Annotated in this window: 20 protein-coding genes and 3 pseudogenes; 12 read left to right on the top strand and 11 right to left on the bottom strand. The window is 43.6% G+C overall.

Translation table 11 applies throughout. The annotated features are described in order from the left end of the window. The first annotated feature begins 144 nt into the window (after nucleotides 1-144). Nucleotides 145-384 (top strand): helix-turn-helix domain-containing protein, encoded by a 240-nt coding sequence (locus tag N39L_RS04820; protein ID WP_006619155.1) that lies wholly within the window; start codon nucleotides 145-147, stop codon nucleotides 382-384. Further along, entirely contained in the window at nucleotides 368-1,033 is a 666-nt protein-coding gene (locus tag N39L_RS04815; protein ID WP_006619154.1) for a hypothetical protein, read from the top strand. Before N39L_RS04820 ends, N39L_RS04815 begins: the two co-directional genes overlap by 17 nt. On the opposite strand, the gene N39L_RS04810 is transcribed toward N39L_RS04815, so the two are convergent. The 3 genes from N39L_RS04810 to N39L_RS04800 all read right to left on the bottom strand — a co-directional run bounded on the left by N39L_RS04810 (nucleotide 1,014) and on the right by N39L_RS04800 (nucleotide 3,551). Further along, entirely contained in the window at nucleotides 1,014-1,706 is a 693-nt protein-coding gene (locus tag N39L_RS04810; protein WP_006619153.1) for a DNA adenine methylase, read from the bottom strand. The genes N39L_RS04815 and N39L_RS04810 overlap by 20 nt on opposite strands. Continuing rightward, the gene (locus N39L_RS04805; protein WP_006619152.1) at nucleotides 1,706-3,049 is read right to left on the bottom strand and encodes a 16S rRNA (cytosine(967)-C(5))-methyltransferase; all 1,344 of its coding nucleotides are present in this window, start codon (nucleotides 3,047-3,049) and stop codon (nucleotides 1,706-1,708) included. Before N39L_RS04805 ends, N39L_RS04810 begins: the two co-directional genes overlap by 1 nt. A gap of 109 nt (nucleotides 3,050-3,158) precedes the next feature. Continuing rightward, nucleotides 3,159-3,551 (bottom strand): winged helix-turn-helix transcriptional regulator, encoded by a 393-nt coding sequence (locus N39L_RS04800; protein WP_006619151.1) that lies wholly within the window; start codon nucleotides 3,549-3,551, stop codon nucleotides 3,159-3,161. A gap of 375 nt (nucleotides 3,552-3,926) precedes the next feature. Between N39L_RS04800 and ppsA the strand changes: the two genes are divergently transcribed. From ppsA to N39L_RS04780, 4 genes are all read left to right on the top strand, one after another. Then, nucleotides 3,927-6,410 (top strand): phosphoenolpyruvate synthase, encoded by a 2,484-nt coding sequence (ppsA, locus tag N39L_RS04795; protein ID WP_014274458.1) that lies wholly within the window; start codon nucleotides 3,927-3,929, stop codon nucleotides 6,408-6,410. A gap of 395 nt (nucleotides 6,411-6,805) precedes the next feature. Then, nucleotides 6,806-6,967 (top strand): hypothetical protein, encoded by a 162-nt coding sequence (locus N39L_RS04790; RefSeq protein WP_014274456.1) that lies wholly within the window; start codon nucleotides 6,806-6,808, stop codon nucleotides 6,965-6,967. Between the two features lie 32 nt (nucleotides 6,968-6,999). Further along, on the top strand, nucleotides 7,000-7,578 hold the full coding sequence (locus tag N39L_RS04785) for a DUF4114 domain-containing protein (RefSeq protein ID WP_014274455.1): 579 nt from the start codon (nucleotides 7,000-7,002) through the stop codon (nucleotides 7,576-7,578). A 122-nt stretch (nucleotides 7,579-7,700) separates the two neighbouring features. Continuing rightward, entirely contained in the window at nucleotides 7,701-9,356 is a 1,656-nt protein-coding gene (locus tag N39L_RS04780) for a SpoIID/LytB domain-containing protein (RefSeq protein WP_014274454.1), read from the top strand. An 82-nt stretch (nucleotides 9,357-9,438) separates the two neighbouring features. Here the strand turns inward: N39L_RS04780 and N39L_RS04775 are convergent, their stop codons facing one another. Continuing rightward, complete coding sequence (locus tag N39L_RS04775; RefSeq protein ID WP_006619147.1) at nucleotides 9,439-9,738, bottom strand: ferredoxin; 300 nt, start codon at nucleotides 9,736-9,738, stop codon at nucleotides 9,439-9,441. A 322-nt stretch (nucleotides 9,739-10,060) separates the two neighbouring features. Here N39L_RS04775 and N39L_RS04770 point away from each other — a divergent pair, with 322 nt between their 5' ends. Continuing rightward, nucleotides 10,061-11,080 carry a Gfo/Idh/MocA family protein gene (locus N39L_RS04770; RefSeq protein WP_014274453.1) on the top strand — a complete coding sequence of 340 codons (1,020 nt, stop codon included), beginning with the start codon at nucleotides 10,061-10,063 and terminating at the stop codon, nucleotides 11,078-11,080. On the opposite strand, the gene N39L_RS04765 is transcribed toward N39L_RS04770, so the two are convergent. Continuing rightward, on the bottom strand, nucleotides 11,066-11,236 hold the full coding sequence (locus N39L_RS04765) for a hypothetical protein (RefSeq protein WP_157888673.1): 171 nt from the start codon (nucleotides 11,234-11,236) through the stop codon (nucleotides 11,066-11,068). The two genes, N39L_RS04770 and N39L_RS04765, sit on opposite strands and share 15 nt — an antisense overlap. 325 nt (nucleotides 11,237-11,561) lie before the next feature. On the opposite strand from N39L_RS04765, the gene N39L_RS04760 reads away from it, so the two are divergent. From N39L_RS04760 to N39L_RS04750, 3 genes are all read left to right on the top strand, one after another. Then, nucleotides 11,562-15,338 (top strand): hypothetical protein, encoded by a 3,777-nt coding sequence (locus tag N39L_RS04760; RefSeq protein WP_231852094.1) that lies wholly within the window; start codon nucleotides 11,562-11,564, stop codon nucleotides 15,336-15,338. 222 nt (nucleotides 15,339-15,560) lie between these two features. Continuing rightward, nucleotides 15,561-15,737 carry a hypothetical protein gene (locus N39L_RS04755; protein WP_006619144.1) on the top strand — a complete coding sequence of 59 codons (177 nt, stop codon included), beginning with the start codon at nucleotides 15,561-15,563 and terminating at the stop codon, nucleotides 15,735-15,737. A gap of 79 nt (nucleotides 15,738-15,816) precedes the next feature. Continuing rightward, complete coding sequence (locus N39L_RS04750) at nucleotides 15,817-17,298, top strand: peptidoglycan-binding domain-containing protein (protein WP_231852093.1); 1,482 nt, start codon at nucleotides 15,817-15,819, stop codon at nucleotides 17,296-17,298. 94 nt (nucleotides 17,299-17,392) lie between these two features. Here N39L_RS04750 and N39L_RS04745 read toward each other — a convergent pair whose 3' ends face one another. The 4 genes and pseudogenes from N39L_RS04745 to N39L_RS04730 form a co-directional block, all read right to left on the bottom strand. After that, nucleotides 17,393-17,917 (bottom strand): ferric uptake regulation protein, encoded by a 525-nt coding sequence (locus N39L_RS04745; RefSeq protein ID WP_014274450.1) that lies wholly within the window; start codon nucleotides 17,915-17,917, stop codon nucleotides 17,393-17,395. Nucleotides 17,918-18,065: 148 nt separating this feature from the next. Further along, the gene (gene sigC, locus N39L_RS04740) at nucleotides 18,066-19,295 is read right to left on the bottom strand and encodes an RNA polymerase sigma factor SigC (protein ID WP_043468027.1); all 1,230 of its coding nucleotides are present in this window, start codon (nucleotides 19,293-19,295) and stop codon (nucleotides 18,066-18,068) included. 612 nt (nucleotides 19,296-19,907) lie between these two features. Further along, nucleotides 19,908-20,045, bottom strand: a pseudogene (locus N39L_RS04735) (IS1 family transposase); the annotation flags it as partial. After that, a pseudogene (locus tag N39L_RS04730) lies at nucleotides 20,039-20,843 on the bottom strand (IS630 family transposase); the annotation flags it as partial. The pseudogenes N39L_RS04730 and N39L_RS04735, both read right to left, overlap by 7 nt. A 264-nt stretch (nucleotides 20,844-21,107) precedes the next feature. Here N39L_RS04730 and N39L_RS04725 point away from each other — a divergent pair. Together N39L_RS04725 and N39L_RS04720 are read left to right on the top strand one after the other, a co-directional pair. Further along, entirely contained in the window at nucleotides 21,108-21,899 is a 792-nt protein-coding gene (locus tag N39L_RS04725) for a hypothetical protein (protein WP_043468025.1), read from the top strand. A gap of 84 nt (nucleotides 21,900-21,983) precedes the next feature. Next, the gene (locus N39L_RS04720; RefSeq protein WP_014274445.1) at nucleotides 21,984-22,157 is read left to right on the top strand and encodes an NAD-dependent epimerase/dehydratase family protein; all 174 of its coding nucleotides are present in this window, start codon (nucleotides 21,984-21,986) and stop codon (nucleotides 22,155-22,157) included. 713 nt (nucleotides 22,158-22,870) lie between these two features. On the opposite strand, the gene N39L_RS04715 is transcribed toward N39L_RS04720, so the two are convergent. Both N39L_RS04715 and N39L_RS04710 read right to left on the bottom strand, forming a co-directional pair. After that, nucleotides 22,871-23,011 (bottom strand): hypothetical protein, encoded by a 141-nt coding sequence (locus N39L_RS04715; protein WP_434221611.1) that lies wholly within the window; start codon nucleotides 23,009-23,011, stop codon nucleotides 22,871-22,873. Between the two features lie 221 nt (nucleotides 23,012-23,232). Then, nucleotides 23,233-24,399 (bottom strand): annotated as a pseudogene (locus N39L_RS04710) (group II intron reverse transcriptase); the annotation flags it as partial. Between the last annotated feature and the right edge of the window lie 329 nt (nucleotides 24,400-24,728).

Here is a 24,728-nt window from a genome sequence, read left to right as displayed (position 1 = left end):
ATCCTAAATTCTTGACACTCTCTGGGATCCATCCACTAATATTGTTGGGTTCAGTCCTCATACTGATTTGCTATTGGGCGATCGGACTCACTTGAATACTATTGTCTGTAGACTCAGGGTATCTGTAGCTGACATAATTTCAGCATGACAGAGATTAACAAGGCTTTAGGTCAAGTTCTGATTAAGTACAGAACACTAGCAAAGATTTCCCAAGAAGAACTCGCTGACAGAGCAGGTATACATCGTACCTATGTCAGCCAGATAGAACGTGGTTTAAAATCACCCACTTTGTCTGTCTTGTTTCGGATTTCCCAATCTCTAAACACTACTGCTAGTGTTTTGATAGCTGAAGTGGAACGAGCATTATATGACATATATTATTAATCCTAATTTCCATATTTTGGGGGGATTTGAAGTCAATGCTAGACATATAGATTCAGCACTGTCCCAAACCAATCAATTTCTAGAAACTATTCCGGCGGCTGTTTATAAAAATATTGATTATAAAACTACAAGTTCGATTGTTGGTTCCATGTTTTGCCAGTCTATAGCCGAAGTAACAGAAGCGATCGTTAACCCCATAGAGAAAGGACATCCCGATCTAATCCCCAAGGGAAGTGAAAACTCGCCGGAGGAAGAATTGCGTAATTATCCTGTTGGTTTAGAGGTAAAGTGTACTATTGGAAATATAACTAAAGGTGCAAATCTCAGAGCCGGACAACCAAGAATCAATGCTTTAGAAGGCATTACCTGGCAGGCTCATCATCAAGAAGTAAAAGAGTTATTGGGATTAGTTTGGGATTTTGTCCTAAATGAACAGGATTTTAACTATCCAAAAGTTACGGCTATCTTCTATGCCAATAATCTGACTCAAGATGATTGGGGAAATATTAGTGGAACACGAGGTAGAAACACGAAAGTAACGGGGATGAAAGTAAGTGGCAAACAGAAGATGGGACAAGGTTGGGTAGCTGTAATTGATGATTATCTATATAAACAGGTTTATCAGATGATTATGAAATTTTCGATTTAGCTAAAAGCTGAGGGTAACTATCGGAACGATAGTAGATCATTTCCTTGCTAGTTTTTCCGGCTACACCTTTTAAGTATAGCAATGGCTTGAACGGTAGATAATTACCACAATGACCTTCACAAAATATAACTTCTCCCTTCCTATTCTTAGACCATGTGGCTAGTTTTTGATAATCAATAAGTTTACTTCCATAGCGATAACCTTCCCCAGAAGCGTCTTTATAGGGTGGGTCAATAAACCAAGTTGCTTCTATATCGGGGGCTAATGTATAATCTCCACAGATAATCTTCCAGTGCTTAATCTTAAATAAGTTTTCGCACATATATCTTTTACTAATCTGCCAATTTCTAGCTAGAACTGCAGTCACTTTAATAGTTTTATAGTGAAATGCCATTTTCGTGGCTGCATGAATAATATGAAGAAATTCGGAACTCTTTTCGCCGATTTCTAAGTCAGGTAAATTGTTGATTACCTGTGGCGTTGCTTCTTCAATTAACCATTTCCAAATATCGGAGACGCTCTCATCTTTTTCTACTAAAAAAACATTTTTTTGCCAGTTTTCTCCGTACAATGAATAAGCCGCCGAACCGGCAAAAGGTTCCACGATCGCTTCAAAATTAGGAGAAGGATAATGCTTTGCTATTTGCTTTTTTCGGCCGTAGTAGTAGAACATCAGTGTCTAAGTTTAGCTATAAAAAATCCATCCATTTGGTGACGATGGGGCCAAATTTTCAGCCAACCTTCCTTAGTGGGTTCCACCGGAAGATCTAGGTTAGGAACCTCTACACGCCAGGAAGGATGACGACTTAAAAAAGATGCGATCGCCCATTCATTTTCCTGGGGGTATAAAGTACAAGTGGCATAAACTAATACCCCTCCCGGCTTCACCCAATGACTGACCATCTCTAATAATTCTGCCTGCAGTTGAGACAATTGCCGAATCTGATCAGGAGTTTGTCGCCAGCGGGAATCAGATCGCCGATGCAAAGTCCCACCACCAGAACAAGGTGCATCTAATAATACGCGATCGGCCATATTATTATATTGTGGAAAATGACGACTATCTCCTACTTCTACCTGAATCGATCGCAACTTGAGCCGGTTAATATTCTGTTTTAAAGGTTTTAGCCGTCCAGGGGAGCGATCGATAGCGATAACTTTACCATTATCCCCCATCAGTTCTGCGATATGGGTAGTTTTTCCCCCCGGGGCGGCGCAGGCATCAATTATAATTTCCCCAGGCTGAGGATCTACTATATATCCTACCAATTGGGCGGATGCGTCCTGAACAGTCCACCAACCTTGATCATATCCGGGTAAATTTCGGATCGCCCCCACACCAGAAGATAATCGCCAACCTTGGGGAAGTTTCGGAAGAGGCGATCCGATGATTTCCTGTTGTTGAAAGGCTGTTTCCACCGTCTCCAAGGTAGTCGAGAGGGGGTTAATTCTTAAATCCAAACTAGGGGACTGATTAAACCAGTCACAGAGTTGTTGGGTTTGAGACTCCCCCAACTCCTCCAACCAGAATTTGATCATCCAGTCGGGGAAACTGTGGAGAATACCCAGCCGAGAAACGGGATTTTCCGGTAACTGCAAAATTGACTCGAGGGAATTTCCCGCCTCCACCAGGCGCAAATACTGACGCAAGAGACCATTAACAAATCCCCCCAAACCAGATAAGTTATTGACTTTGGTTAGGTCTACAGTGGTATTCACCGCCGCCGAGGGAGGAATATTCGAGCTGAAGCAGAGTTGATATAACCCCAAATGCAGAATAATTCTCAGATCTGGCGGCTGTTGGTGGGCGGGTTTTTTGGCTAGGCGATCAATAATTGCATCGAGGGTTCGCCTGCGTCGGGTACAACCGTAAACTAATTCTGTTCCCAGGCGGCGATCGGCATCTTTAAGGTCAGCTTGACGCAATTTTTCATCTAAAACTATATCAGCAAATGCGCCCCGTCGTTGAATGTCTCGGAGGGTGACAAAAGCTAATTGGCGAGGATTATCAGTCACAGTAGACTCGATTTTTGTACAAAAGGGGTTAATTTGGGGCTTGAATCACATAAAAGCGATCGCATTTTACCACCTTATTTGAAATTGTATCAAAAATCCGATCATTTTTCTAGCCGCTCAATTCCAAAGCACATATACAACTTTCCTGGTGTAGCCACTGTTCCCCCACTTGTTTCATGGCCAAAATCACAGGTTTTAGTTCCCGACCTTTAGCAGTGAGAGAATATTCCACATGGGGAGGGATTTCTGGGTAAACGGTACGGATTAATAAGCCATACTTTTCTAACTCTCTCAATCGGATCGTCAGAGTCTTTGTGCTGATCCCTGGTAAGGCTTCAATCAATTCATGGGTTCTCATATCGCCTCGGAATAACTCCCGCAAAATTTGGACTGACCATTTACTGCCAATGATATCCATTAAAAACTGAATGGGACAAATGATCTCAGCGCACTGATCCCGTTCATAAGGGGCAACGGATTCGTAATATTTCTTAACTTTCATTTTAAGCTCCTGATCTGCTTAATCTTTTTTAAGAATAACCCATATTTCCCACAATTCATCATGATTTTAGTCTGGTAACTATGGCTGAGGGTGATCAGGAGATGTCGTTTTATGAGAAAAGCAATATAATAAAAGTAGTCACCAAAAAAACAACGTTTAACCGTCTACCTAGATAAGAAATACCTAAAAACCAGTTTTCTGTGACAACATAAAATTGGGGATCAAGGTAAAAATGATTTTCAATAACTGCCTAAAACTCGTAGCTAAGGACGATTAAGGGTTTCTATCCCATCCGTCATTTGTTTCTGATTAAATTCGATAAACCGAAAGCCGCCAGTTTGATGACGGCAACTTTGATTTGGAGTGTTTCAGCCCATGTTAAAACTATTTGCCAATACAAAAGCCCAAGTTAAGCAAAACAAAACTCTGATTTTATGGTTTGAAGATGTGCGACTGGCTGACCTTCCCCTAGTGGGTGGTAAAAATGCTTCCCTAGGGGAGATGATTCAACAACTGGAATTGCGGGGAATTAATGTTCCCCAGGGTTTTGCAATCACGGCGGAAGCCTATCGCTATTTTATTGAATATGGCGGTTTGGAAAGTGAGTTGCGGCGGTTATTGGCGGGTCTGGATATTGAGGATATTAAAAACCTGCGCCAGCGCGGGAAAGAAGCCCGATCGCTAATTGTTAATACCTTGTTACCCCCCGATCTCGAACAGGCGATCGCCATAGCCTATAAACAACTGTGCGATCTATATGGTAATGAAACAGATGTAGCAGTGCGATCGTCAGCCACCGCTGAAGACCTCCCTAACGGTAGGGTGCGTCACACAGGATCCACCTTTGGGAAAACCAACCAATTTGCTGCTGTGACGCACGCGGAAGCGGGACAACAGGAAACCTATTTAAATATTCACGGTATCAAGGGAATTTTAGAAGCGACTCGCAAATGTTTCGCCTCCCTATTCACCGATCGCGCTATTTCCTACCGTAGCCTCCAAGGTTTCGATCATTTTGATGTAGCCTTATCTATTGGCATACAAAAAATGGTGCGATCGGACTTAGCCACTTCCGGGGTAATGTTCTCAATTGATACAGAAACCGGATTCAAAAACGCCGTCATAATTACCGCCGCCTATGGCTTAGGGGAAACCATAGTCCAAGGGACTGTCAACCCTGATGAATTCATGGTATTTAAACCCATGTTGCGGGAGGGTTTTCGACCGATTATCGCCAAGCGTCTGGGTAGTAAAGCCGTAAAAATGGTTTACGATCGCCATCAAGCTACCCGCATTATCCCCGTCCCAGAAACTGAACAACAAAAATTTGCCCTCAGTGATGAGGAAATTCTCAAGCTGGCTAAATGGGCGCAAATTATCGAAGATCACTATAACCAAATTCGGGGCTGTTATTCCCCCATGGACATTGAATGGGCTAAAGATGGCCAAACTGGGGAATTATTTATTGTCCAGGCGCGTCCGGAAACAGTCCAATCTCAAAAGTCCGATCGCATTTTGCAACAATATCACCTCCAAGGTACAGCAGAAGTCTTAGTCGAGGGTCGCGCTGTAGGCGATCGTATTGGTCAAGGTAAAACCCGCCTTCTCCTGAATGTCCAGCGCATTCATGAATTTAAACCAGGGGAAATTTTAGTTACCCAAAAAACAGACCCCGACTGGGAACCAATTATGAAAAAAGCCTCCGCCATTATTACCAACTCCGGCGGTCGCACCTGTCATGCGGCGATTATTGCGCGAGAAATGGGCATTCCCGCTATTGTGGGCTGTGGTAATGCTACCGATATCTTACGCACAGGTCAAGCCGTAACCGTTTCCTGCGCTGAGGGGGAAGTCGGTAAGGTCTATCAGGGTTTAGTACCTTTTGCGATCGCCAAAACCGTATTAGACGATTTACCCAAAACCCGCACCCAAATTTTACTCAATATTGGCAACCCAGCAGAAGCCTTTAGCCTCGCCTCTCAACCCTGTGACGGCGTAGGACTAGCGCGACTAGAATTTATCATCGCCAATCAGATCCGAGTCCATCCCCTCGCCTTAATTCACTTTGACCAACTCCAAGATCAAGCCGCGCGCCAGGAAATCGAAAAACTCACCGCCGGATTTAATAGCAAACCCGACTATTTTATTAGTCAACTCGCCCAAGGAATTGGCACTATTGCTGCTGCTTTTTATCCCAAACCCGTTATTGTCCGCATGAGCGATTTAAAAAGTAACGAATACGCCAATTTGCTGGGAGGGCGACAATTTGAACCCATCGAAGAAAACCCCATGATTGGTTGGCGCGGTGCGTCTCGGTATACTGACCCTAAATATCGCCAAGCCTTCGCCTTGGAATGTCAAGCTATCAAGCAGGTTCGGGATGAAATGGGATTAGCTAATGTCATTCCCATGATTCCTTTCTGTCGCACCCCCGAAGAAGGTCAGCAGGTCTTAGCAGAAATGGCAAAACATGGCTTAAAACGTGGCGAAAATAGTCTGCAAGTTTATGTCATGTGTGAGTTACCCAGTAATGTTTTATTGGCTGACCAGTTTTGTCAGGTGTTTGATGGTTTTTCTATCGGTTCCAATGATTTAACCCAGTTAACTCTCGGCTTAGATCGTGATTCCGGACTCGTAGCCCACATTTTTGATGAACGGGACGAAGCAGTTAAGCGCATGATTAAAATGGTCATTCAAGCTGCTAAACGTCGCGATCGCAAGATTGGTATTTGTGGTCAAGCACCCAGTGATTATCCTGAATTTACCCGGTTTTTGGTTGACTTAGGGATTGATTCCATTAGTCTTAATCCTGATTCCCTACTCAAAACATTACTAGAGGTCGCCAAAATCGAGAAATAACCCATGAGGTTTCATCACAATAGCCCCCCTAGGGGGTTCAAAGGAACCGGATTTATCACTCAGTAACCTAAATCCCTCTCCTACTTTGGGAGAGGGACTTTTAATGCCTATTGCATGATTACTAAAAGGGCTGTAAACCCGGTTTCTCAAGATTATCAATTCTCTATACACCCAGGGGGAATATTCCCAATTATCTCTCCGTATTTTCACCTAAAAAATATCATAATCTTTATACAACCCATAATTTGTTTAAAGATTTGGTAAAGATTCCTAATTTTGCTGGACAAATAACTGATCCCTGTTCCATAATAGACTCATCAGCTAAAAAGTTATGAATCTTCCAGGACTCGCATCTTACTGAACTGTTATCTTAAAACTTACGGAGACCAACCCCCATGAAATCCACAATCCTCGCAGCATTTACAGCCGTCACAACTACCCTAGCCGTTGCTGGTTACGCTGCTGCATTCACTATTCAACGAGCCGATCAACAATTTCAAGGGCTGATTAACTCCGGTGTTTTTAATGACTATATCCACACCGAATATCAAGCCTAGACCCCTCATTTGTTTCTAGTCGTCAGCTAGATTTGAGTAAACTCACATTAGATTTCGACCATGAAGTTAAAGTGCATTTCCTCAGTGAGGGTGCCAATTACCGCAACCAATTAGGTGTTTCCGCTACGGGGGCTACCAACATATCAGACACTATTCTGTTTGATGATATTGTCTGCCTAACTAGCAGTTGCTCAACTTATACCGGTTATCGAAATTCTCGCAACGACCCAACCGCTAATCCTTTACAAGCAGGTGATTTTGTCAGCTTGGGTACAGTTAACGGAGGAACCACCCTAGACTTTTTCCTCAATTCAGATGGTTATGGACGCAGCAACCCTACTCGTTTATATGTTGACTCCAGCCGGAACAGAAATGGATTCCAACAAGTGATGGCCTATGAACAATCTGGCTATCTGGTGTTAGCTTTTGAAGATATCGTCGGTGGTGGTGACAGAGACTATAATGATGTTGTGTTTGCCCTTGATATCGGCAAGAAAAATATGAATGCCATCAGAGGTGTGCAAGTTCCTGAACCTACTATGGTGTTAGGACTCCTAGCAGTTGGCGCAGCTTTCTCCCTTGTCAGTCGCAAAGGTGAACAAAAATCTTAATTTCAATCCCACTCGGAAATCTTGTGTAACTACCTCCAGATCTCCCGTTAGATCCAATTCTAGCGGGAGATTTTGGTTTGATCATTCATAATTGATCAATGTCCTGATATCTGAGAGTCCAGATGATAAACGCGACAACAGCCCCCCAACCTAACCTATACTCCCGGAGTAGTGATCAATGTGTTCCTAAGAGTTTAGCCAAGTGGCCAATGGTTTTAATGTTCGGATGTTTATTAGGACTGACACCGAATAAAGCGATCGCCCAAGAAGAAATTAACCCTATCCTAGAAGTCGGGGTAGTGCAGCAATTTGGCAAAACCCCCACAGATACCCTCGTATTGCAAGCCAAACCTGGCGACCATCTAACCCTGCGTTTTGCCACCCCCCAAGGTGAACAAATCCTGCATACCCTCAGCGCCGTTATTCAGGTGGAAATGCAGCCCCTTCCAGAACCCCAAGTTAAGGAGCGTCTGATTTTCAGCAGTCACCGCAGCTATGAAACCGCCGCACAGCAGGCTAACAAATGGCAAGAAATGGGAATCGAAGTTGAACTAGCGCAACCTGATGTATGGCAGGTTTGGGCTTCTCGGGAAACTTACTCAACCCCCCTGTTGCGCCGATGGTTGCTAGAAAGCATAAAAGCCCAGGGCTATCAGCCTACCTTCACTAGCCAAGCAGTCACACAGAAACCCGTTCCCTATTGGATCTTAGGTGGCTATCGTTACAACCGCCAAGAGTTAAAAATTGAAGCTACCCAGAATATCATTTCCGTAGGTAAGAAAAGAGATGATCCCCAGGCTTTAGTTTATGGAGGCAGTTTAAAACTCCAGCCAGATGCCTACGGAACCTATACCCTAGTTAATCATGTTCCCTTAGAAACCTATTTGCGGGGAGTTGTACCCCATGAAATGGGCGCATGGCCTCCGGCTGCTTCTATTGAAGCCCAGGCTATTTTAGCTCGTACCTATGTCTTGCGGAATCTGCATCGGTTTGAGGCCGACAATTATCAAATTTGTGCCAATACAGATTGTCAAGTATATAAGGGATTAACCGAGGTTTACCCATCCACTGATAACGCTATTACTAACACCAAAGGCCTAGTGCTGACCTATGATGGGGAATTGGTGGATGCCGTCTATTTCTCCTCTAGTGGTGGCATTACTGCTAATTTTAATGATGTCTGGGATGGACCCAAGCCCCCCTATCTCAGGTCAGTATTAGATACTACTCAAAATGTGTGGAACCTGGAAAGCTACAGCCTAGCTGATGAACAGAACTTCCGGCGGTTTATGACTCTGAGGAAGGGTTTTAATGAAGAGGGTTGGAGTGATTTTCGCTGGCAATACCGAACTGATCTCAAGGCCATGACTAATCATCTGCAATTTTATCTCAAGCGTCGCAAAAGTCCCCTGGCAGATTTTAAAACTATTCAACAGGTGAGGGTGGTGGAAAGAGCCCACTCTGGCCGGGTGTTGAAAATGGAGGTACAAACTGATCGGGGTGTTATCCCAATCCATAAGGATGAGGTCCAAAGTGCTTTTTGGCCTCCTATTAGTACCCTATTTTATATTGATCCGATTTATGGCCCTAACCAAACTCTCCAAGGCTATAATTTTGTCGGCGGCGGGTTTGGTCATGGTGTCGGTTTCAGCCAAATAGGATCGCATAAACTCGCCCGGTTGGGGTGGTTTAGCGATCGCATTTTGGAATTTTATTTTCCGGGGACTCAACTAGAACCCCTGAACAATTATTTAATCACTGGGCAGCAATCTCCATAAATCCTGGCTATAGGGGAAGGAAGAACAGATCCACTGTAACCCAAATAACCTGTTCTCCCTTCTCTGACCAGGTTGGAGAAACTTAGTAGAGTCCTTCTTCTTGGTGAGTTTGGATTGTGCAGTCGGAGGTGGGATAGGCTACACAAGTCAAAACATACCCAGCTTCGATCTGATCATCATCTAAGAAAGACTGATCAGACTGGTCAATGCTACCACTGGTGATTTTACCAGCACAGGTGGAGCAAGCACCAGCGCGGCAGGAATAGGGCAGATCTAGTCCAGCCTCTTCGGCAGCATCAAGAATATATGTATCATCATCGCAATCGATGGTTTCGTTGATGCCTTCAGCTTCGCTAATCAGAGTGACTTTGTAAGTAGCCATTCAGTGTTCCTCTCTAGTTCTCAAAAAAATTGATAAGAAAAACCTATATAAATCACAAGGGAATATTAGGCTGACTCCCTGTGGTCTCGGTTTTCTTCACTTTCTGATATTAAAGGAAAAACACGAGGTTGTAAAACCTTTTACGGCCATATTATGAACGGTTTTTGTTATAAATTTTTCTAATTACATCCCAATTGCTTATATCTGATGTGGCCATTACATAGGGCCAGGTGGTTGCACTGTCGTCAGCATAAGGGATAATAATGGATGAGTTAGGGTTTTAACCCTTCGTCATATCCCCCGAAAATATATCAGTCTATAGATGACAGCCAGTAATTTTTCTAATACAATTTCTGACCCTTCCACTATTCGCGTCGGTTTGGTGGGCACTGGGTATGTTGCTAAGTCCCGCGCCCAAACCCTCTACAGTGATCAGCGATCGCATTTAGTCGCCGTGACTGGTCATAGCCCTGAAACTACAGCAGCCTTCTGTCAGGAGTTTAATGCCCAATTAGTCCCTAATTGGCTGGAATTAGTACAACGGGACGATTTAGACCTGATTATCATTAGCACCATTAACCGCGATCATGGTGCGATCGCAAAAGCCGCCCTCGAAAATGATAAGCACGTGGTCGTTGAATATCCCCTCTGTCTTGACCCTCAACAGGGTCAGGAGTTAATCGCCTTGGCTTCACGCCGCCAAAAACTCCTTCATGTGGAACATCTCGAACTTTTGGGGGGATTGCACAATGCTATCAAAGCAGCTTTAGAGGCGATCGGAACCGTATTTTATGCCCGCTACAGCACTATTAACCCTCAACGTCCCGCTTCTCATCGCTGGACCTATCAAAATTCTCTGTTTGGTTTTCCCTTGGTGGGGGCCCTTTCCCGTCTACATCGCTTGACTGACCTATTTGGTGCTGTCGCTTCTGTAAACGCCCAGAGTCAGTTTTGGAATGTCGATAGCGATCGCGATCGCTATCGTTCCTGTTGGTGTCAGACTCAGTTACACTTTACCTGTGGAACCATTGGCGAAGTCGTCTACGGAAAAGGCGAAACCTTTTGGGAGTCCGAAAACCTTTTTACCCTTTATGGAGAAGCCGGAACTTTGATATTTACCCCAAAAGGGGGCCAACTACTACAGGGAGATATCCCTCAACCTATTGAAGTCGGAAGTCGTAGCGGTTTGTTTGTGCGGGATACTCAGATGGTTCTCGATCACCTTTTTGACGGAACACCTCTTTATGTTTCTAACGCAGATAGTCTTTATACCCTGAAAGTAGCTGATGCCGCTAGACAGTCTGCTGAAACAGGCGAAACTGTGATTTTAACCCAGAGTTAATCTAATGGCATTGAACATCAGTGACAACTTCGGTATCACCATCAATAATTGGGTAAGCTGATCATAATGTTCTAACAACATGATATTAAGATTAGCCCGAATTTGAGCCATTAGACAAAGAACAGAGAGAAATGGTAGTTTAGTCGCTGAAATCATGGCTGGGTTTGAACTGTGGTGGTTGGTTTATGCTTTTATACTATTCACAGTTCATCCCTACCCGTAGCGAAATTATGACACTGTTTTAATTGGGGTCTCTCCTGACACAATTCCCAAATCTGTTATCTATGTAACTGCTTGATTTCCTTAACAATGGCAATGGATTATCAGCCACTTCATTAATTGGCACAAATTTCCCATCCTCTCGCCTATACTAGCTTCATTATATATTTAGGCGATCGACTTGGCAAATATTGCCAAAATCATTTTTCGATGCCAGAATAGTTTTACTTACCTGTTAGCATTAATCAACCTTCCTGCAATTATGTCCTCACCCTTGGAACGATGGATCGCGATTAAAGTTACAATTAATCCAGATCATCCTGATCTGTTGTATGGTTTGGAATATTGGCTAGAATTAGGTTTGATTTCTCAAGAACAGGTTAAACAACTCTGTAAACTGCATCTAAGTCAACCCCTACCCTTACCGCCACCTTCCCGCGTATATCATCCCCATGTTAGGAAAGCTCAACCACCTATTATTAGGGAACCTCAAACTACTTTTACCGCCACATTACCGCCAAACATTCCCCCCGTAATCACCCGATTATTACAGTCTTTCAAAGCTGAACTCAGTGTGCGTTGGCTGCTATTTTTAGGACTGTTTATGGTGGTCGTATCTTCCGGCGTACTGGCGGCGAGTCAGTGGGAAAGATTCCCTGCTTTTGCACAATATACAGTATTGCTTGCTTATACTTTGGCATTTTGGGGCGGTAGCCAATGGACGGAAAAACAGAATAACTTAACCTTGACTGCTGCCACTTTGTGTCAAGTTACCTTACTGTTAATTCCCCTCAATTTTTGGGCAATGGATGGCTTGGGATTATGGGGATATCCCCTAGGATGGATTACCATTGCGATCGCCACCTTTCTCCTATCCACCACCACCATCAAACTCTATTCTACACCATCAGTTACCCACAAGCTACAACTCGCCAATTTATTACTAATCAGTTACCTTCACTGGGGGTGGAGTTGGTCAACCTTTCCCATAATTGCCATTTATTCAGCCGTAATTATCACCGCCTCTATATCATTATACAGTCGCCAACAACTTAATCAGCAACCCTTAGCTAATCGTGATATCGCTCTGTTAATTTATAGCCTAATTATTATCCTAGGTCGCGGTATTTTTGTCGCCGAAGTACCCCTCGATACTTTGGGATTGGCTGTAGGTATTTGTGGCTGGTTAATCTACTCTTTTTCCTCGCCATTAATAAATCGTAGCGGCTATGGATTACTAATTTTAGGATGGTTGATTTCTTTGATATCCTATCCTGGGCACGCTTTTGTTATTAGCGCCTTAGTAATTTATATCTGGAATCAACACCTGCGAAACTCTTGGCGACGGCGGGATTTATTAGTAATATTTGCCATAGGATTACAGATGATTTGGTTACTAGGACTCATGATTCCTAGTGGCATTAGACAAACTGCTATTATCAATGTTGCCGCCATTACTAATAGTCAAAATTACCCTTGGTCACTACTTAGCTTGACCTGGTTTCCTTATCTGATTTTGATGCTGGCGGTTACTGAGTGGCTGTATCAAATACCTAAGCGCAGATTAGCATTATTTGGTGAGAAAATCGCATTATTATTAGGAGTAGTTTTAGCTTTGTTGGGGGTGATTAATCCTCTCACGCGATCGCTTAATTTAATCGCCTCAACTTTAACCTTAGCCGTAGTTACGAAACGCCGAACTTATCACCCATTTCGAGTCTATTTAACCCATATAACCGCTTTACTAGCTGTCGTCAGTAGCATCAACTGGCTAATTCCTACTCTCAACTATACTAAGTGGGCGATAATTTTATTATTACTAATGTTAGGAGAATTTGGCTTATCTATCGCCAGCCATCATCACTTTCTCTCTCGATATGATACCCCAGATCATAGTTGGGGAAAAAGTGGTTTTTATCTAGGTTTAGTCTTGGCGGGTTGTAGCTATCTCCTACTTAGCAATAGCATTGAACCTGTCAATTTAATCTGGTTAATCACACCTTTGGGCTTGACTTTTATCGCCAAATATGGTAGCAATTCACAACAAAAACAATCGGCTGAATTAGCCATTGTGACTACAGTAGTCGCGCAACTGTTGACAGTCCAACTACCTGTAATTTGGGCGATATCTTTAGGTATAAGCACCGTCATAATTGCCATTAACTCCTATTATATACGTCGGCTAATTGTAGCGGCGATCGCTTTGGGATTTGGTCTCAGTTTCTTAACCGCTATACTCTGGGAATTACAGATACTTTCTAACCTAGACTGGTTACTCGTTAACGCCATCACATTGGGGAGTTTGTGGATATTACGGCATAATTTACTCAACCGGGAAGCCTTATTAGCCAAACTTTATAGACAAGCAGCAGACCTGTGGGCAACTTCACTGGCGGCGATACAGTTACTACTGCTAACCTTTCATTCTCTGTCAGTTTTTCAACAACAAATACAACCGAGTTTATTAGCTGTCCTAGTCATCGCTTTAACCGTAGCAGCCATAGCCTTTCGGACTCAGACAGCAACTCTATCAACTCGCAGTTTTGATAATGGTATTTATGGAACATTTTGGGGGATACAATTACTCGTATCCGAAATATTGGGATTTTTACCCCACTCTTTAATTCTGTTGGCGATCGCCAATACAGCTTTAGGAATTATCGTACAAATAGGCGGTGATTGGTGGCAGCAAAAACACCCGGATTTGAGTATCCCTCAATCTTTACAAGTTATTCCTTTATTATATGGCATACTGGGAAGCCTCCTAAGATTTAATGAAATAGCTGTTTGGACTGGTTTAAATACCCTCGGATTTGCCTTAATTTTAATAGGCGTGGGACGGCGACAGTATTCCTTGAAACCCCTAGTTTATTTGGGAATAGTAGGAGTATCAATCGCCGCCGGAGAAATGTTATTTCAGCAAGTCAGTTACCAATCCCTAGCTAATCAATTAGTCGCCTTCACAGTATTAACTACCAGCTTCGTCTATCTGTATCGGATCTTATCATCAACTTTAGCAAGATTTTTGCATCTGGTGGCGGGGGAAATTACAGCGATCGCCCATTGTCATTGGTTAATCGCTAGTGTATTATTAGTAATATCCTGTTTTCTCCCCGGAAATTCCAGTCCCTTAGTAGGGTTAGGAAGTGGCATCCTCCTCAGTCGTTATGCGATCGTACAGGGTCGCATTCAGCCCCATCAACAGCCACAAAATATCTGGGTTTATGTAGGTTTATTACAAGCCGTAGCCATCGTTTATTATGTGATTGATGTCCTGAATTTGGGAAATATTCTGTTTCCCTGGATAGGTGCGATCGCTTCTATAATTGCCTATTATTTCTATATATCTCCCTGGGAAAATTGGGGATGGTCACAAACACCCTGGCGACGGTATGCAGTCGTTTTACCAATAGGATCTATTGCAATTATCCATAGTTTCATTAATCCCCCTCAACTCACCTCCTGGTATATAGCCACCGTCATCACCGCCATTTTCTATGTATTCCTAGCCGAATTAAGTCAAAATATTCGGTTTACTTACCTTAGTCTTTTTCTCCTGAATTGGGTAATCTTAAAAGCCATTGTAGCCACTCCAGCAGCTACTTATTTACTGTGGATAGTCACCCCTCCCGCTTTATCAATGTTATATATTCTGCAAGTTGAACCCTACCTAAAAGGTTCCCAACGCCGACCCCTTCGACACCTAATCCGTATCCTCAGTATTAGCTTAATTTGCGTAATCTCCTTATTAGAAAGTCAATGGGTAGGAATTATTCCCGGTATCATTAGTTTAATCGCCATTGGTGCTGGTTTAACCATCAAAACTCGTGCTTTTTTGTACATTGGAACAGCCACATTTATCATTAATATTGTCAATCAATTAATAATTTTAAACTCAGTTTATTCCTTTATAAAATGGATAGTAGTTTTTATCGGCGGATTAATGTTTATTTGGGGTGCCGCCAACTTTGAAACCCGCAGAGACCAAATTCTTAGCCTATTCCAAAACTCCCTTCAAGAATTAGACAGGTGGGAATAGCCCTAGACCTTTGAGGATAAATTCCCAGCAAATACCAGCCCCAGGTTCCTGACCCAGAGCCAATTTTGTTAACTTTCTTAAAAAACCACCCTAATTTCCCCGCCGAATGTTAAGAAACTTATCTAAAGTTAAATCTTAATTTCAATTTAGCAACTTTTCGATCCACCTCCTCAATCATGGTGCTAGAGTGGCAGCCATTGGAATTTATCATTCTAAAAAACTATGTATAAACCCAAATCAGAACGTGATCCCATTGGTGCAGCCGTGACCGCTGGCTTAGGGGCTGGAGTAGCTACATCTTTCGCAGTTAGTCAAGGTCAAAGTCCTTGGGTAGCCTTGGGAATTACCGCTTTTTCAGTAATTGTGGCGATGTTATGCGATCGCGCAGGTTTGGTATAAGTAATATAATGGAAAGGAAACCGAAACCTAGGGTTTTTTGGGTTCAGTGTTTCCCATTCCTATATTTTCCTGAAGAATTATGATGGAATCCTATGCTTATCTGTACCTCGCCCTGAGTTACCAAAATCCTCAGCAACTCATTCTCAATAGAAAACTATCTACTCAAGCCTATCGATGGCTTCTGTCTCTAGGGACAATGCTGCTGGTTCTGAGTATAACTTATGCAGCCCAGGCAGTTTTAGCTATTGGGGATTTCGGACCCGAAGTTACCCAAATTCAGAACCGCCTCAGAGAATTGGGATATTTAAGCGCTAACGCCACCGGATACTTTGGTGAAGAAACTCAAAACGCAGTGATTCAGTTTCAGCGCGATAACCGTTTAGTCCAAGATGGCATAGTTGGTCCTAATACCGTTGTGGCTTTGATAGCAACCAACCAGAACACCGCCAGCCCCCCTCTCAATACTACCCCAGTAAGCGATCGCCAATTAATCGGTTTAGGATTAGGAGACAGTGGACCCGGAGTTACCAACCTCCAAAATCGCCTGCGAAATCTTGGTTTCTTCAACAACAACTCCACCGGATATTTTGGACCAATCACCCGAAATGCCGTCATTCGTTTTCAGCAAGCCAACTCAATTGCAGCCACAGGTCTAGTCACAGAAGACACCCTAGCCATTCTCAATCGCGGAACCGGTAGCCTCGCTGGAAATGTTAGCCTCGGTCCCGGTAGTTTTGGCCCTATAGTCGGCTTAGTACAACGAGAATTGCAGCGACTTGGTTTTTTCCCCGGTCAAATTACCAATTTCTATGATGAGGTAACATTCCAAGCCGTTCGTAACTTTCAAATGGTTAATGGTCTCACCCCCACTGGTTTTATTGGACCCACCACCCAAAGCCTCCTCGCTAGTCAACAAATGTTGGGTAATAGTGGTATCACTTCCAACTCTACCAATGTTTCCATGACCCAATCTAATCCCTCCTCAATTCTCGTGCTGGGAAGTCGAGGAGCAGATGTAATTGCACTTCAGCAGCGATTACAGCAATTAGGGTACTACACAGGGATGATTGATGGGGTTTTTGATGAATCTACCCGCGTCGCTGTGGTTCGCTTCCAACGGGATAATGGCATCACCCAAACAGGTCAAGTCGGACCTACTACCCAGTTCCATTTAGCTAGAGCTACTACCCAACGTCCCATCATACCCGTAGTTCCAGCCGGTCCAGGGTCCGTCGTTAGACCTGTGGTCACTAATCCTAATACATACATAACAATCGGTAACGCCGGAGAAGATGTGCGGCGTATTCAAAGGCGGTTAAGGGAGTTAGGCTTCTATAATGGCCCGATTAATGGCTTTTTTGACGGCCAGACCCAAAATGCTGTGATTCAATTTCAGCAAGCCTATAACATCACTACCACCGGGATTGTTGGACCAACTACAGAGACCTACTTATTTAACGTCACTCGCCGTAGTTTTGGTCATATCAACAATCACAACTCTGTCAGCATCAGTTCTTCCGATACCTCGCCCGGTCTACAACGCCAAACATTCCACAAATAAATAAATACAAAACCCTTGAGGAACCGCATCAACCCCCCAGCTCGTGCCCTAGGGATATAAAGCGGTTCCTGGTACCACGCCGCCAAATTGCCAATTAATCAGGGTTAACGTACTCACCGGAGGTTTCTGCGATCGCCTGAGAACAAGACCAATTAGTAGAAACCAATGAAGGCCAACCCATCCGTAAAGCCTCATGACAAACAGTATGAACTGTCAATTGGCAATCTAGCAAATGTAACCCAGATTTCTCCGCCTGCTTCAAACCAATTTTGGAAATCGAATCATTCTGAAATTCTATCGTTTTGTTACACTGTACACAGACAAGATGGTGATGATGGTGTGGGTAAGGCTGATTTATTTCATAATGCTTGTGGCCTTCTGCAAGTTCCAACTCTCGCAAAATTCCCATCCGCGCCATTAACTTGAGTGTGCGGTAAATAGTAGACAAACTAATCGTCTCCCCACGACCTTTTAACAAATCATAGAGATCCTCAGCACTGAGATGATTCCCTTTCGGCAAATTTTGAAAAACATGGAGGATAGTTTCCCGCTGAGGAGTCAGTCGCCACCCTTTGTTATTCAGTTCCGATTTAAACGAAGTCGCGGTATATAAAACCATCATTAAACTATCAATAAAACCTTAATACTGACAATGATACACAAGATTTTGAGATCCTGTCAAAAAAACTGGCTTATTGAGAATCAATTCTGATAAACCTAAGGGGGCGAGTGTTATAGTCGATAACCCCGCCACCAAAACTCAAAACCTAACCCAAGGAGTCAAGATAATCACGCACTCGGTTACGACGCTTAGGCTGGCGCAGTTTTTGCAGAGCCTTAGCCTCAATTTGGCGAACCCGTTCCCGCGACAGATCCAAAGCACGGCCAATTTCTGCTAGGGAGTAAGGATGACCATCACCCAAGCCATAACGCATTTGGATTACAGCCCGCTCCTTACCACTGAGATCAGCTAGGATGTGCTGTAGTTCCCGGTAAAGAGATTCCCGCATCAACAGTTCTTCCGGGGTGCTTTCTTCTGTTTCGAGCAAATCTCCTAGTTCCGTATCTTTGTCGGTTCCGACTTTGGTTTCTAAGGAAACTGAACGGGGAACCCGCAGCAGCACTTCCCGAATTTGATCCGGGGTCATCTTTAACTCGGTGGCGATGTCATCAATGGTAGCCGTGCGACTTTTTTCTTGGGAAATCTTGCGCTGGGCTTTCTTAATTTTATTGAGTTTCTCGGTAATATGCACCGGAAGCCTGATAGTCCGGCTCTGAGTGGCGATCGCTCGGGTAATTCCTTGGCGAATCCACCAGTAAGAGTAAGTGCTAAAGCGGTAACCACGGGTAGGATCAAACTTTTCTACGGCTCGTTCTAATCCTAGGGTTCCCTCTTGGATTAAGTCTAATAGTTCTAAACCACGGTTTTGATATTTTTTAGCAACCGATACCACCAGGCGCAAATTGGCTTTGATCATGTGATCTTTAGCCTGTATTCCTTCCCTCTGGACCTGTTTTAGCTCTTCCACACTCAGGTTAGCTAGTTCCGCCCAACAGCGCTTACCTTCCGCCATAATCTGCTTGAGTTCAGCGAGATTAACCCCCCCAGCAGCAGCCCAACGCTCTAAAGAGGGACGATGGCTTAATTTAGCACAGAGGCGATCGCGGACTTTCAGGAGATTAACATAAGTCTGGAGTACCCCCCCGTTGGTTTCCGCCTCCGTGTCCCGCAATTCCACCAGTTGTACATAACGTTGAACCTTTTGGGCTTCCGAGACTTCCTCATCTCTTCCCAGTAAGCGAACCCGACCAATTTCTTGGAGGTACAGACGCACTAAATCCGTGGTGCGCCTACTGGTGTGAGCCTCAGAGAGATCAACATCACTGAAGTCAAGGCGGATGAGTTCATCTGTTGGTAGTTCCATATCCTTGTCCTTAGAAGAAGTTGGGAAAGTTTGGGTGGACTCTTTATCGGGGGAAGCTTTGGTGGCTGACATGATCGTGATCTCAGTTGCTTTTGGTTGAACACAAATTGCTCTCACAGGGCCTAGGATTTAGTATTCCCAGGATGTTAAGGTTGGCGATCGCACTAGCTAATTCTTGATTCAGGTTAAGACCGCTCTTGAGTCTTTCAGTTCCCAATGTTGCCGATCAGCAATCTGAGTCATGAATTATTGGTGAGGGATACCTGAATTAGTCAGTATATCAATAATCAGGGTTACTTTTTCAGGTCTGTTACCTAGTATATGGAAACTCCCTCATTAAAGAAGTGACCCCTATCAGTTAACAAGCTAATCTTCATCACCTGTAATGGGGGTTCCCGATCACTTTTGAAGAATCTATGAGTTTCGTAATAAAAGTTTACAATGCCCGCCTGAACAAGCAGCGATGTCAGACTTAGCCACACTGATTTGAGATTTTCTTGCCCAAAATTGTAGCAGGCTTTTTTGGAGAATTTAATTCAGTCTAACACAGTTAAGTTAAACAAATTCCCAAGCTGATCTTAAATCTCAAAAGAGAACTCCCGTTAAGCCGAGCGGCTTAACGGCGAGATGAATTTTGACCAGTAACCAAACTCCGGAAGCGAATCCTTTTGTAGGGTGGTAGTGCTAAAGAGGTAATGATGCGTTGTAGTGATGGATAAAATACCAAATGCCACCAATGTGATTCTGCAAACACTTGGAAAAGGACAAGGTCTTGGGTACTAAGCGAGACACTGGTTGTCTCAAGGTATTGTTAAACATTTCTCTATCTTGTTGAGGTCTGGCGAATAAGGCCGAAGATAGAGTAAACGGCATTGAGCTGCCTCCACCAGTTCAGCCTGCCGCCCCCCTTTATGAAACGTTGCATTGTCAAATACTAGAGTTTGACCTGGCTTCAATGTTGGAATTAAGATAAACTCCAACCACAACTCAAACACTGTCCGATTACAACAACCCTCACCTCAAAGGTAAAGGGAGTTAAGAGTTGTTGATAACACCATGGGGCCATATAGCTCACCCTGCCCTACCTCTTCCCGGATTTGAGGGCATCGAAGCGTTGTCCTTCCTCGCAGTAACCATAAGGATAATCCGAGTCTTGACTATTCATGCCAGCTTCATCGAGGTAAACCAACCCTTCCGGCTCCATATGTTCAATCTGAGCAATAAACTCCTCTCGCTGTTGCTCATCACCTTCTTGGTAGCCGTAAGTTGTTTTCTGGTGAAGCCAATTTTCTTCAAGGCTCTGGATATGGTGCCAGGAGAGATGTCGTCATCCCAAAGTTCAGCCATTTGAGCGGAGGTTTTGTCGCCATGCTCTTGGGCAAAAGCCTTGAATTTATGCCAGTCGGTAATTTTGTGGTTATTGCCAGGTCGGTGATTAGGTTTAGGGAGGAAGTCTCCGGTCTGTGCTTTTCTTTGCAGCCAGAGATTAATGGTGTTCCGGCTGACATGGAAAAATTGACTGGCTTTGGTTTTGGACATACCGTCTAGTTCAATTGCATTAATAACTTTTTGTCTAAGGTCGTAACTGTAGGGGGCTGGCTTTTTGGGTCTTCTGTAGATATCCTTGCCATTATACGTCCTAAATGTTCTGTCTTGTGCTATACATTATCTAACTGGTGCCAGACGTTCAGGTATGAAATAGGGCTGAGATGCCCGAAATGACTACCTGGTGAGGGCTTCAGCCCCCCCGGCTGAATATAAGAGGCTCGCCTCTGACCGACCTCATAACTGTTTATATGTTCCTAAGTTTTTGTATCATTCTGATACAGAATGAGGCAAGGAGACCCAAGGTCCAACAAACATTAATATTTAAATGGAAATGTTATGAAGCTGGAAGTTGCAATAACTTTTTTTTACGTTGAAGCACGGTTAAGTTACCTAAAAACGGTAGCAACCTCTTTAGCTTTACTAAGTGACAATATTCATGTATCGATCATTACTAACGACTTAGATAATCATCATACTATTAGACAAGCATGTGCTAGATTGGGTAATAATGTGTCTATTTATGTACCTTTTTTGTTGGGGCATCCTTATTTGCTTACATGGTGTCATTTTGAGGTGTTTCGCAGAAAATTTAAGTTATATCCAGATATAACTCATTTTTGGTATTTGGAAGATGACATCCTAGTTACGCCCGAAAACCTTGCTTATTGGCTAGATGGTCGCGAAAAGCTGAAAAATACGCCTTTTATCCCTTCTTTTGTGCGCTACGAGTACCAAACAGGTAAAGCTGAGAAATTTGTAACAGATACTGTAGCACCAGTAGATTTGAATGCTTCGCCTAGTGTTGAAGTAGCCGAAAACTACCAGTTTATTAATTTGCCAACCCCTGATCAGGGGATGTATTTATTAGATAGGGCTTTGGCGAAAAAACATTTTTTTGGGGGATCGTCTAGCCCCGATTTTGGTCGTTGGGGTATCAGAGAAAAAGCTGCACAGGGCATCACTTATTTAGAAGTGCCTAAAGGGTTTTATTCCCGTAATTTAGTAGGGGTTATAAAACAGCAATATCAGCTTGATCCGCGCTGTTTAATTCATCATTTGCCTAATAATTATGCTAACCATCCCAAGTCTAAATTTGCAAAAGTGGCTGTGGATGCTTTGTTTTTTTAAGTAGGGTATTTAGCATGCTGGCATTAGGCAATTAGCTACCTTATATCCAACTGTTTTGGGTAAGACAGATATTTATAAAACTGGATGATAGTAAAGATAACGATGAATAGTCACCTTGTGAAAAGTAATTTGTCTTGCCGTAAGCGCGTTTTGGGAACAGGTGGGGCGGGTTTTATTGGTTCTTTTTTATGTGAACATTTGTTGGCACTTGGCTGCGAGGTAATTTGTTTAGATAATTTTTTTAGTGGTACTAAATAAAATGTAGTGCATTTGCTGATTAATCCTTACTTTTGTCTTGAGCAGCCATGTCTTGGGGTTTCCCCAAGTGGAGCAACTGGCGTCACATTATCGATTAGGGGTCGAGATAGACCTCACGGTCTACCCCTCCCATTCAGAACCGGACTTGAGACTTTCACCTCATCCGGCTCCTAGTCTGATTGTGTTATGGTCGAAAGAGAAGTCACCTTCCCCAACTCCAATTGAAAACCGTGCTTGCAAGTTTCCCAGCACACGGCTCCTGATGTAGATACCCTATTTGTCAGTAGGAACAGGGCTACGACCCCCCGCTTTGTAACCTCAACTTTAGGAGCTATATACAACCTCGTAGTCTTTAAACTCGCACTCGTCATAAAACTCTTAATTGTCGCGGTCTCTATATCCACACCGTGGCTAGTGGGCATATCCTAACCATTACAGTTAGGCATTAGCTTTCAGCCACATCCTTTCCCCTTAAAGGTATACGCTTACACTTTTCACTACTGTGCAGGTACATCCTGCCGAGAGCCTAAAAGGGGTTTAAACGTTCCGTTTATACGGGCATTCCATCTTTAGACTTGTCCTGTCCACCGGGGTAATTTTAAAGGTCTGTGTAGGTAGTAAAGAGAAACCCCTACTTTTCCCCTTGCTCTTTTGAGCGCAGCGTGTCAACCTGTTTCGCTACCTTCTTATGACGGTGGTTCAAGTCGGAACATTCAGATTTCCTTAGTTATGGATGGTTGGCAGTGGTCGCATATGGTAGTAGGTTCTACTTCAGGCCTTCCGTTCCCCGCTTCAATCCTGGGGTTATGATTCCCAAAACTGGGGGTGGCTATCGCCGTTACTCTCAACTTCATGCTATACTAGGTGGGTCACAACTCCCACCGTTCAAGCGTTCTGTCTTGACCTTGAGTCCCCTGCCTTGCTTAGATTTCTCTAAGCGTCGGGACATATAAACAGTTATGGGATGGTCAGGGAAGCGACTCCCTATATTCCACCAAGGGGTGGAAGTCCCACCGGGCAGTTATTTCGGGTATTGCAACCCTATGCGCGTGCCTGAACGTTTCGCACCTCCTTGTTAAGAGTACAGCAACCTCTCATTGTCCAGAGCTGTTTTATCATCGCGGGTGTGGCGATGTAGTAGCTGAAGGTTCTTGTATTCATCCTTTCCACCTTGGCTTCGAGGTATAATGTGGTCAACTTCAGCTAGGTCTGATGGGGTGAAATATTGCCCACACCAGGTGCACCTGCCTTTCTGTTTCTTAAGTAGTTTTGCTACTCTTGTTGGCGTGTCGATTGCTTGTCCCTTCCTGATTGCCCAGTAAGTCCAATTTCCGTCGTATGGTGTTGCGTCAGGGCGCACTAGGGTATGTCTGACAATCGGAGTCCAATTATGTTTCCAGAATTGGAATCCATCTTTGGTTTGGAATAACCAAGATTCATGCCTTTCTTTCCCATTACTAAGTTTAACCGTTCCATGTCTGAAATAGTTTCTTAGCTTTTCGTAACTTGCCTTTTCGCATCTTGATACTGTCCATGCCCGTAACATTAACCAGATTGTGTTATCTAGTTTGTCGAAGGTCTCTGATGAGACGACCCCTGAATAATAATTTGACCATCCCCGAATAATCGGATTTAGTTTACTTATCCGGGCTGACTGAGGTGCTGTTTTATGTTGTTTGATTACACCTTTAATCACTTCTGTATGGGCTTTAACTGCTTTACGGCTGGGTTTAATGTGGGTTTTGAATCCTAATAGTTTCCCATGTGGACTTTTCCCAGTTTTATGTTTTCCTGCCGGGTATTGCCTGATATTGAATCCCAGGAAGTCGAACCCTGGTTCCTCTGTTTTGCCATCATACTTAATAGGATTAAGCGTGTGGCAAATTCGAGTCTTTTCAGGTTTTATTTCTAGTCCAACAGGTTTTAACCATTCGGAGATAGCAGTTTGGCACTGTTCAATAATTTCGAGTGATGGTGATATCACTACAAAATCATCGGCGTATCTTATTAAGGTGGCTTGTACCTTTCCTTTTTTCTTGGGATACCCTGTTTCTATTAATCCAACCATTCCCAACAGTGCAATGTTGGCTAGTAGTGGACTTATTACCCCTCCTTGTGGTGTCCCTGCTTTTGTATCCTCAAACACGCCGTTGTCCAAAACACCTGATTTTAACCATTGTTTTAGGTCTCTTTTCAGGCTGCTTGGACAATGAATTTTGGACAGTAGGTAATCATGGTTCACGGTAAGAGCATTTTGTTAGGGGTCGAGATAAACTTCACAGCCTACCCCTCCCATTCCAAACCGTGCTCGCGAGTTTCCCAGCACACGGCTCCTGATGTAGATACCCCTTTTGTCACTGGGAACAGGGTTACAACCCCCTGCTTTATGACCTCAACTTTCAAAGCTATATGCTTGCGTTAGTCTTTCAACTCGCTGCCATTAAACTCTTACTTATCGCGGTCTCTATATCCACACCGTGATTAGTGGGCATATCCTAACCATTACAGTTAGGCATTAGCTTTCAATCACATCCTTTCCCCTTAAAGGCATACGCTTACACTTTTCACTAC

This window comes from Limnospira platensis NIES-39 (assembly GCF_026000695.1).
Classification (GTDB): domain Bacteria; phylum Cyanobacteriota; class Cyanobacteriia; order Cyanobacteriales; family Microcoleaceae; genus Limnospira; species Limnospira platensis.
This window is presented reverse-complemented; position numbering and strand designations above follow the sequence as displayed.

Coding starts and splice junctions, on each gene's coding strand:
- N39L_RS04720 (WP_014274445.1), top strand. CDS start 21,984: ATGATAGTAAAGATAACGATGAATAGTCACCTTGTGAAAAGTAATTTG.
- N39L_RS04765 (WP_157888673.1), bottom strand. CDS start 11,236: ATGATTTCAGCGACTAAACTACCATTTCTCTCTGTTCTTTGTCTAATG.
- N39L_RS04770 (WP_014274453.1), top strand. CDS start 10,061: ATGACAGCCAGTAATTTTTCTAATACAATTTCTGACCCTTCCACTATT.
- N39L_RS04745 (WP_014274450.1), bottom strand. CDS start 17,917: ATGGTTTTATATACCGCGACTTCGTTTAAATCGGAACTGAATAACAAA.
- N39L_RS04790 (WP_014274456.1), top strand. CDS start 6,806: ATGAAATCCACAATCCTCGCAGCATTTACAGCCGTCACAACTACCCTA.
- N39L_RS04780 (WP_014274454.1), top strand. CDS start 7,701: ATGATAAACGCGACAACAGCCCCCCAACCTAACCTATACTCCCGGAGT.
- N39L_RS04800 (WP_006619151.1), bottom strand. CDS start 3,551: ATGAAAGTTAAGAAATATTACGAATCCGTTGCCCCTTATGAACGGGAT.
- N39L_RS04760 (WP_231852094.1), top strand. CDS start 11,562: ATGTCCTCACCCTTGGAACGATGGATCGCGATTAAAGTTACAATTAAT.
- sigC (WP_043468027.1), bottom strand. CDS start 19,295: ATGTCAGCCACCAAAGCTTCCCCCGATAAAGAGTCCACCCAAACTTTC.
- N39L_RS04775 (WP_006619147.1), bottom strand. CDS start 9,738: ATGGCTACTTACAAAGTCACTCTGATTAGCGAAGCTGAAGGCATCAAC.
- N39L_RS04715 (WP_434221611.1), bottom strand. CDS start 23,011: ATGAAGTTGAGAGTAACGGCGATAGCCACCCCCAGTTTTGGGAATCAT.
- N39L_RS04820 (WP_006619155.1), top strand. CDS start 145: ATGACAGAGATTAACAAGGCTTTAGGTCAAGTTCTGATTAAGTACAGA.
- N39L_RS04750 (WP_231852093.1), top strand. CDS start 15,817: ATGATGGAATCCTATGCTTATCTGTACCTCGCCCTGAGTTACCAAAAT.
- ppsA (WP_014274458.1), top strand. CDS start 3,927: ATGTTAAAACTATTTGCCAATACAAAAGCCCAAGTTAAGCAAAACAAA.
- N39L_RS04755 (WP_006619144.1), top strand. CDS start 15,561: ATGTATAAACCCAAATCAGAACGTGATCCCATTGGTGCAGCCGTGACC.
- N39L_RS04810 (WP_006619153.1), bottom strand. CDS start 1,706: ATGTTCTACTACTACGGCCGAAAAAAGCAAATAGCAAAGCATTATCCT.
- N39L_RS04725 (WP_043468025.1), top strand. CDS start 21,108: ATGAAGCTGGAAGTTGCAATAACTTTTTTTTACGTTGAAGCACGGTTA.
- N39L_RS04815 (WP_006619154.1), top strand. CDS start 368: ATGACATATATTATTAATCCTAATTTCCATATTTTGGGGGGATTTGAA.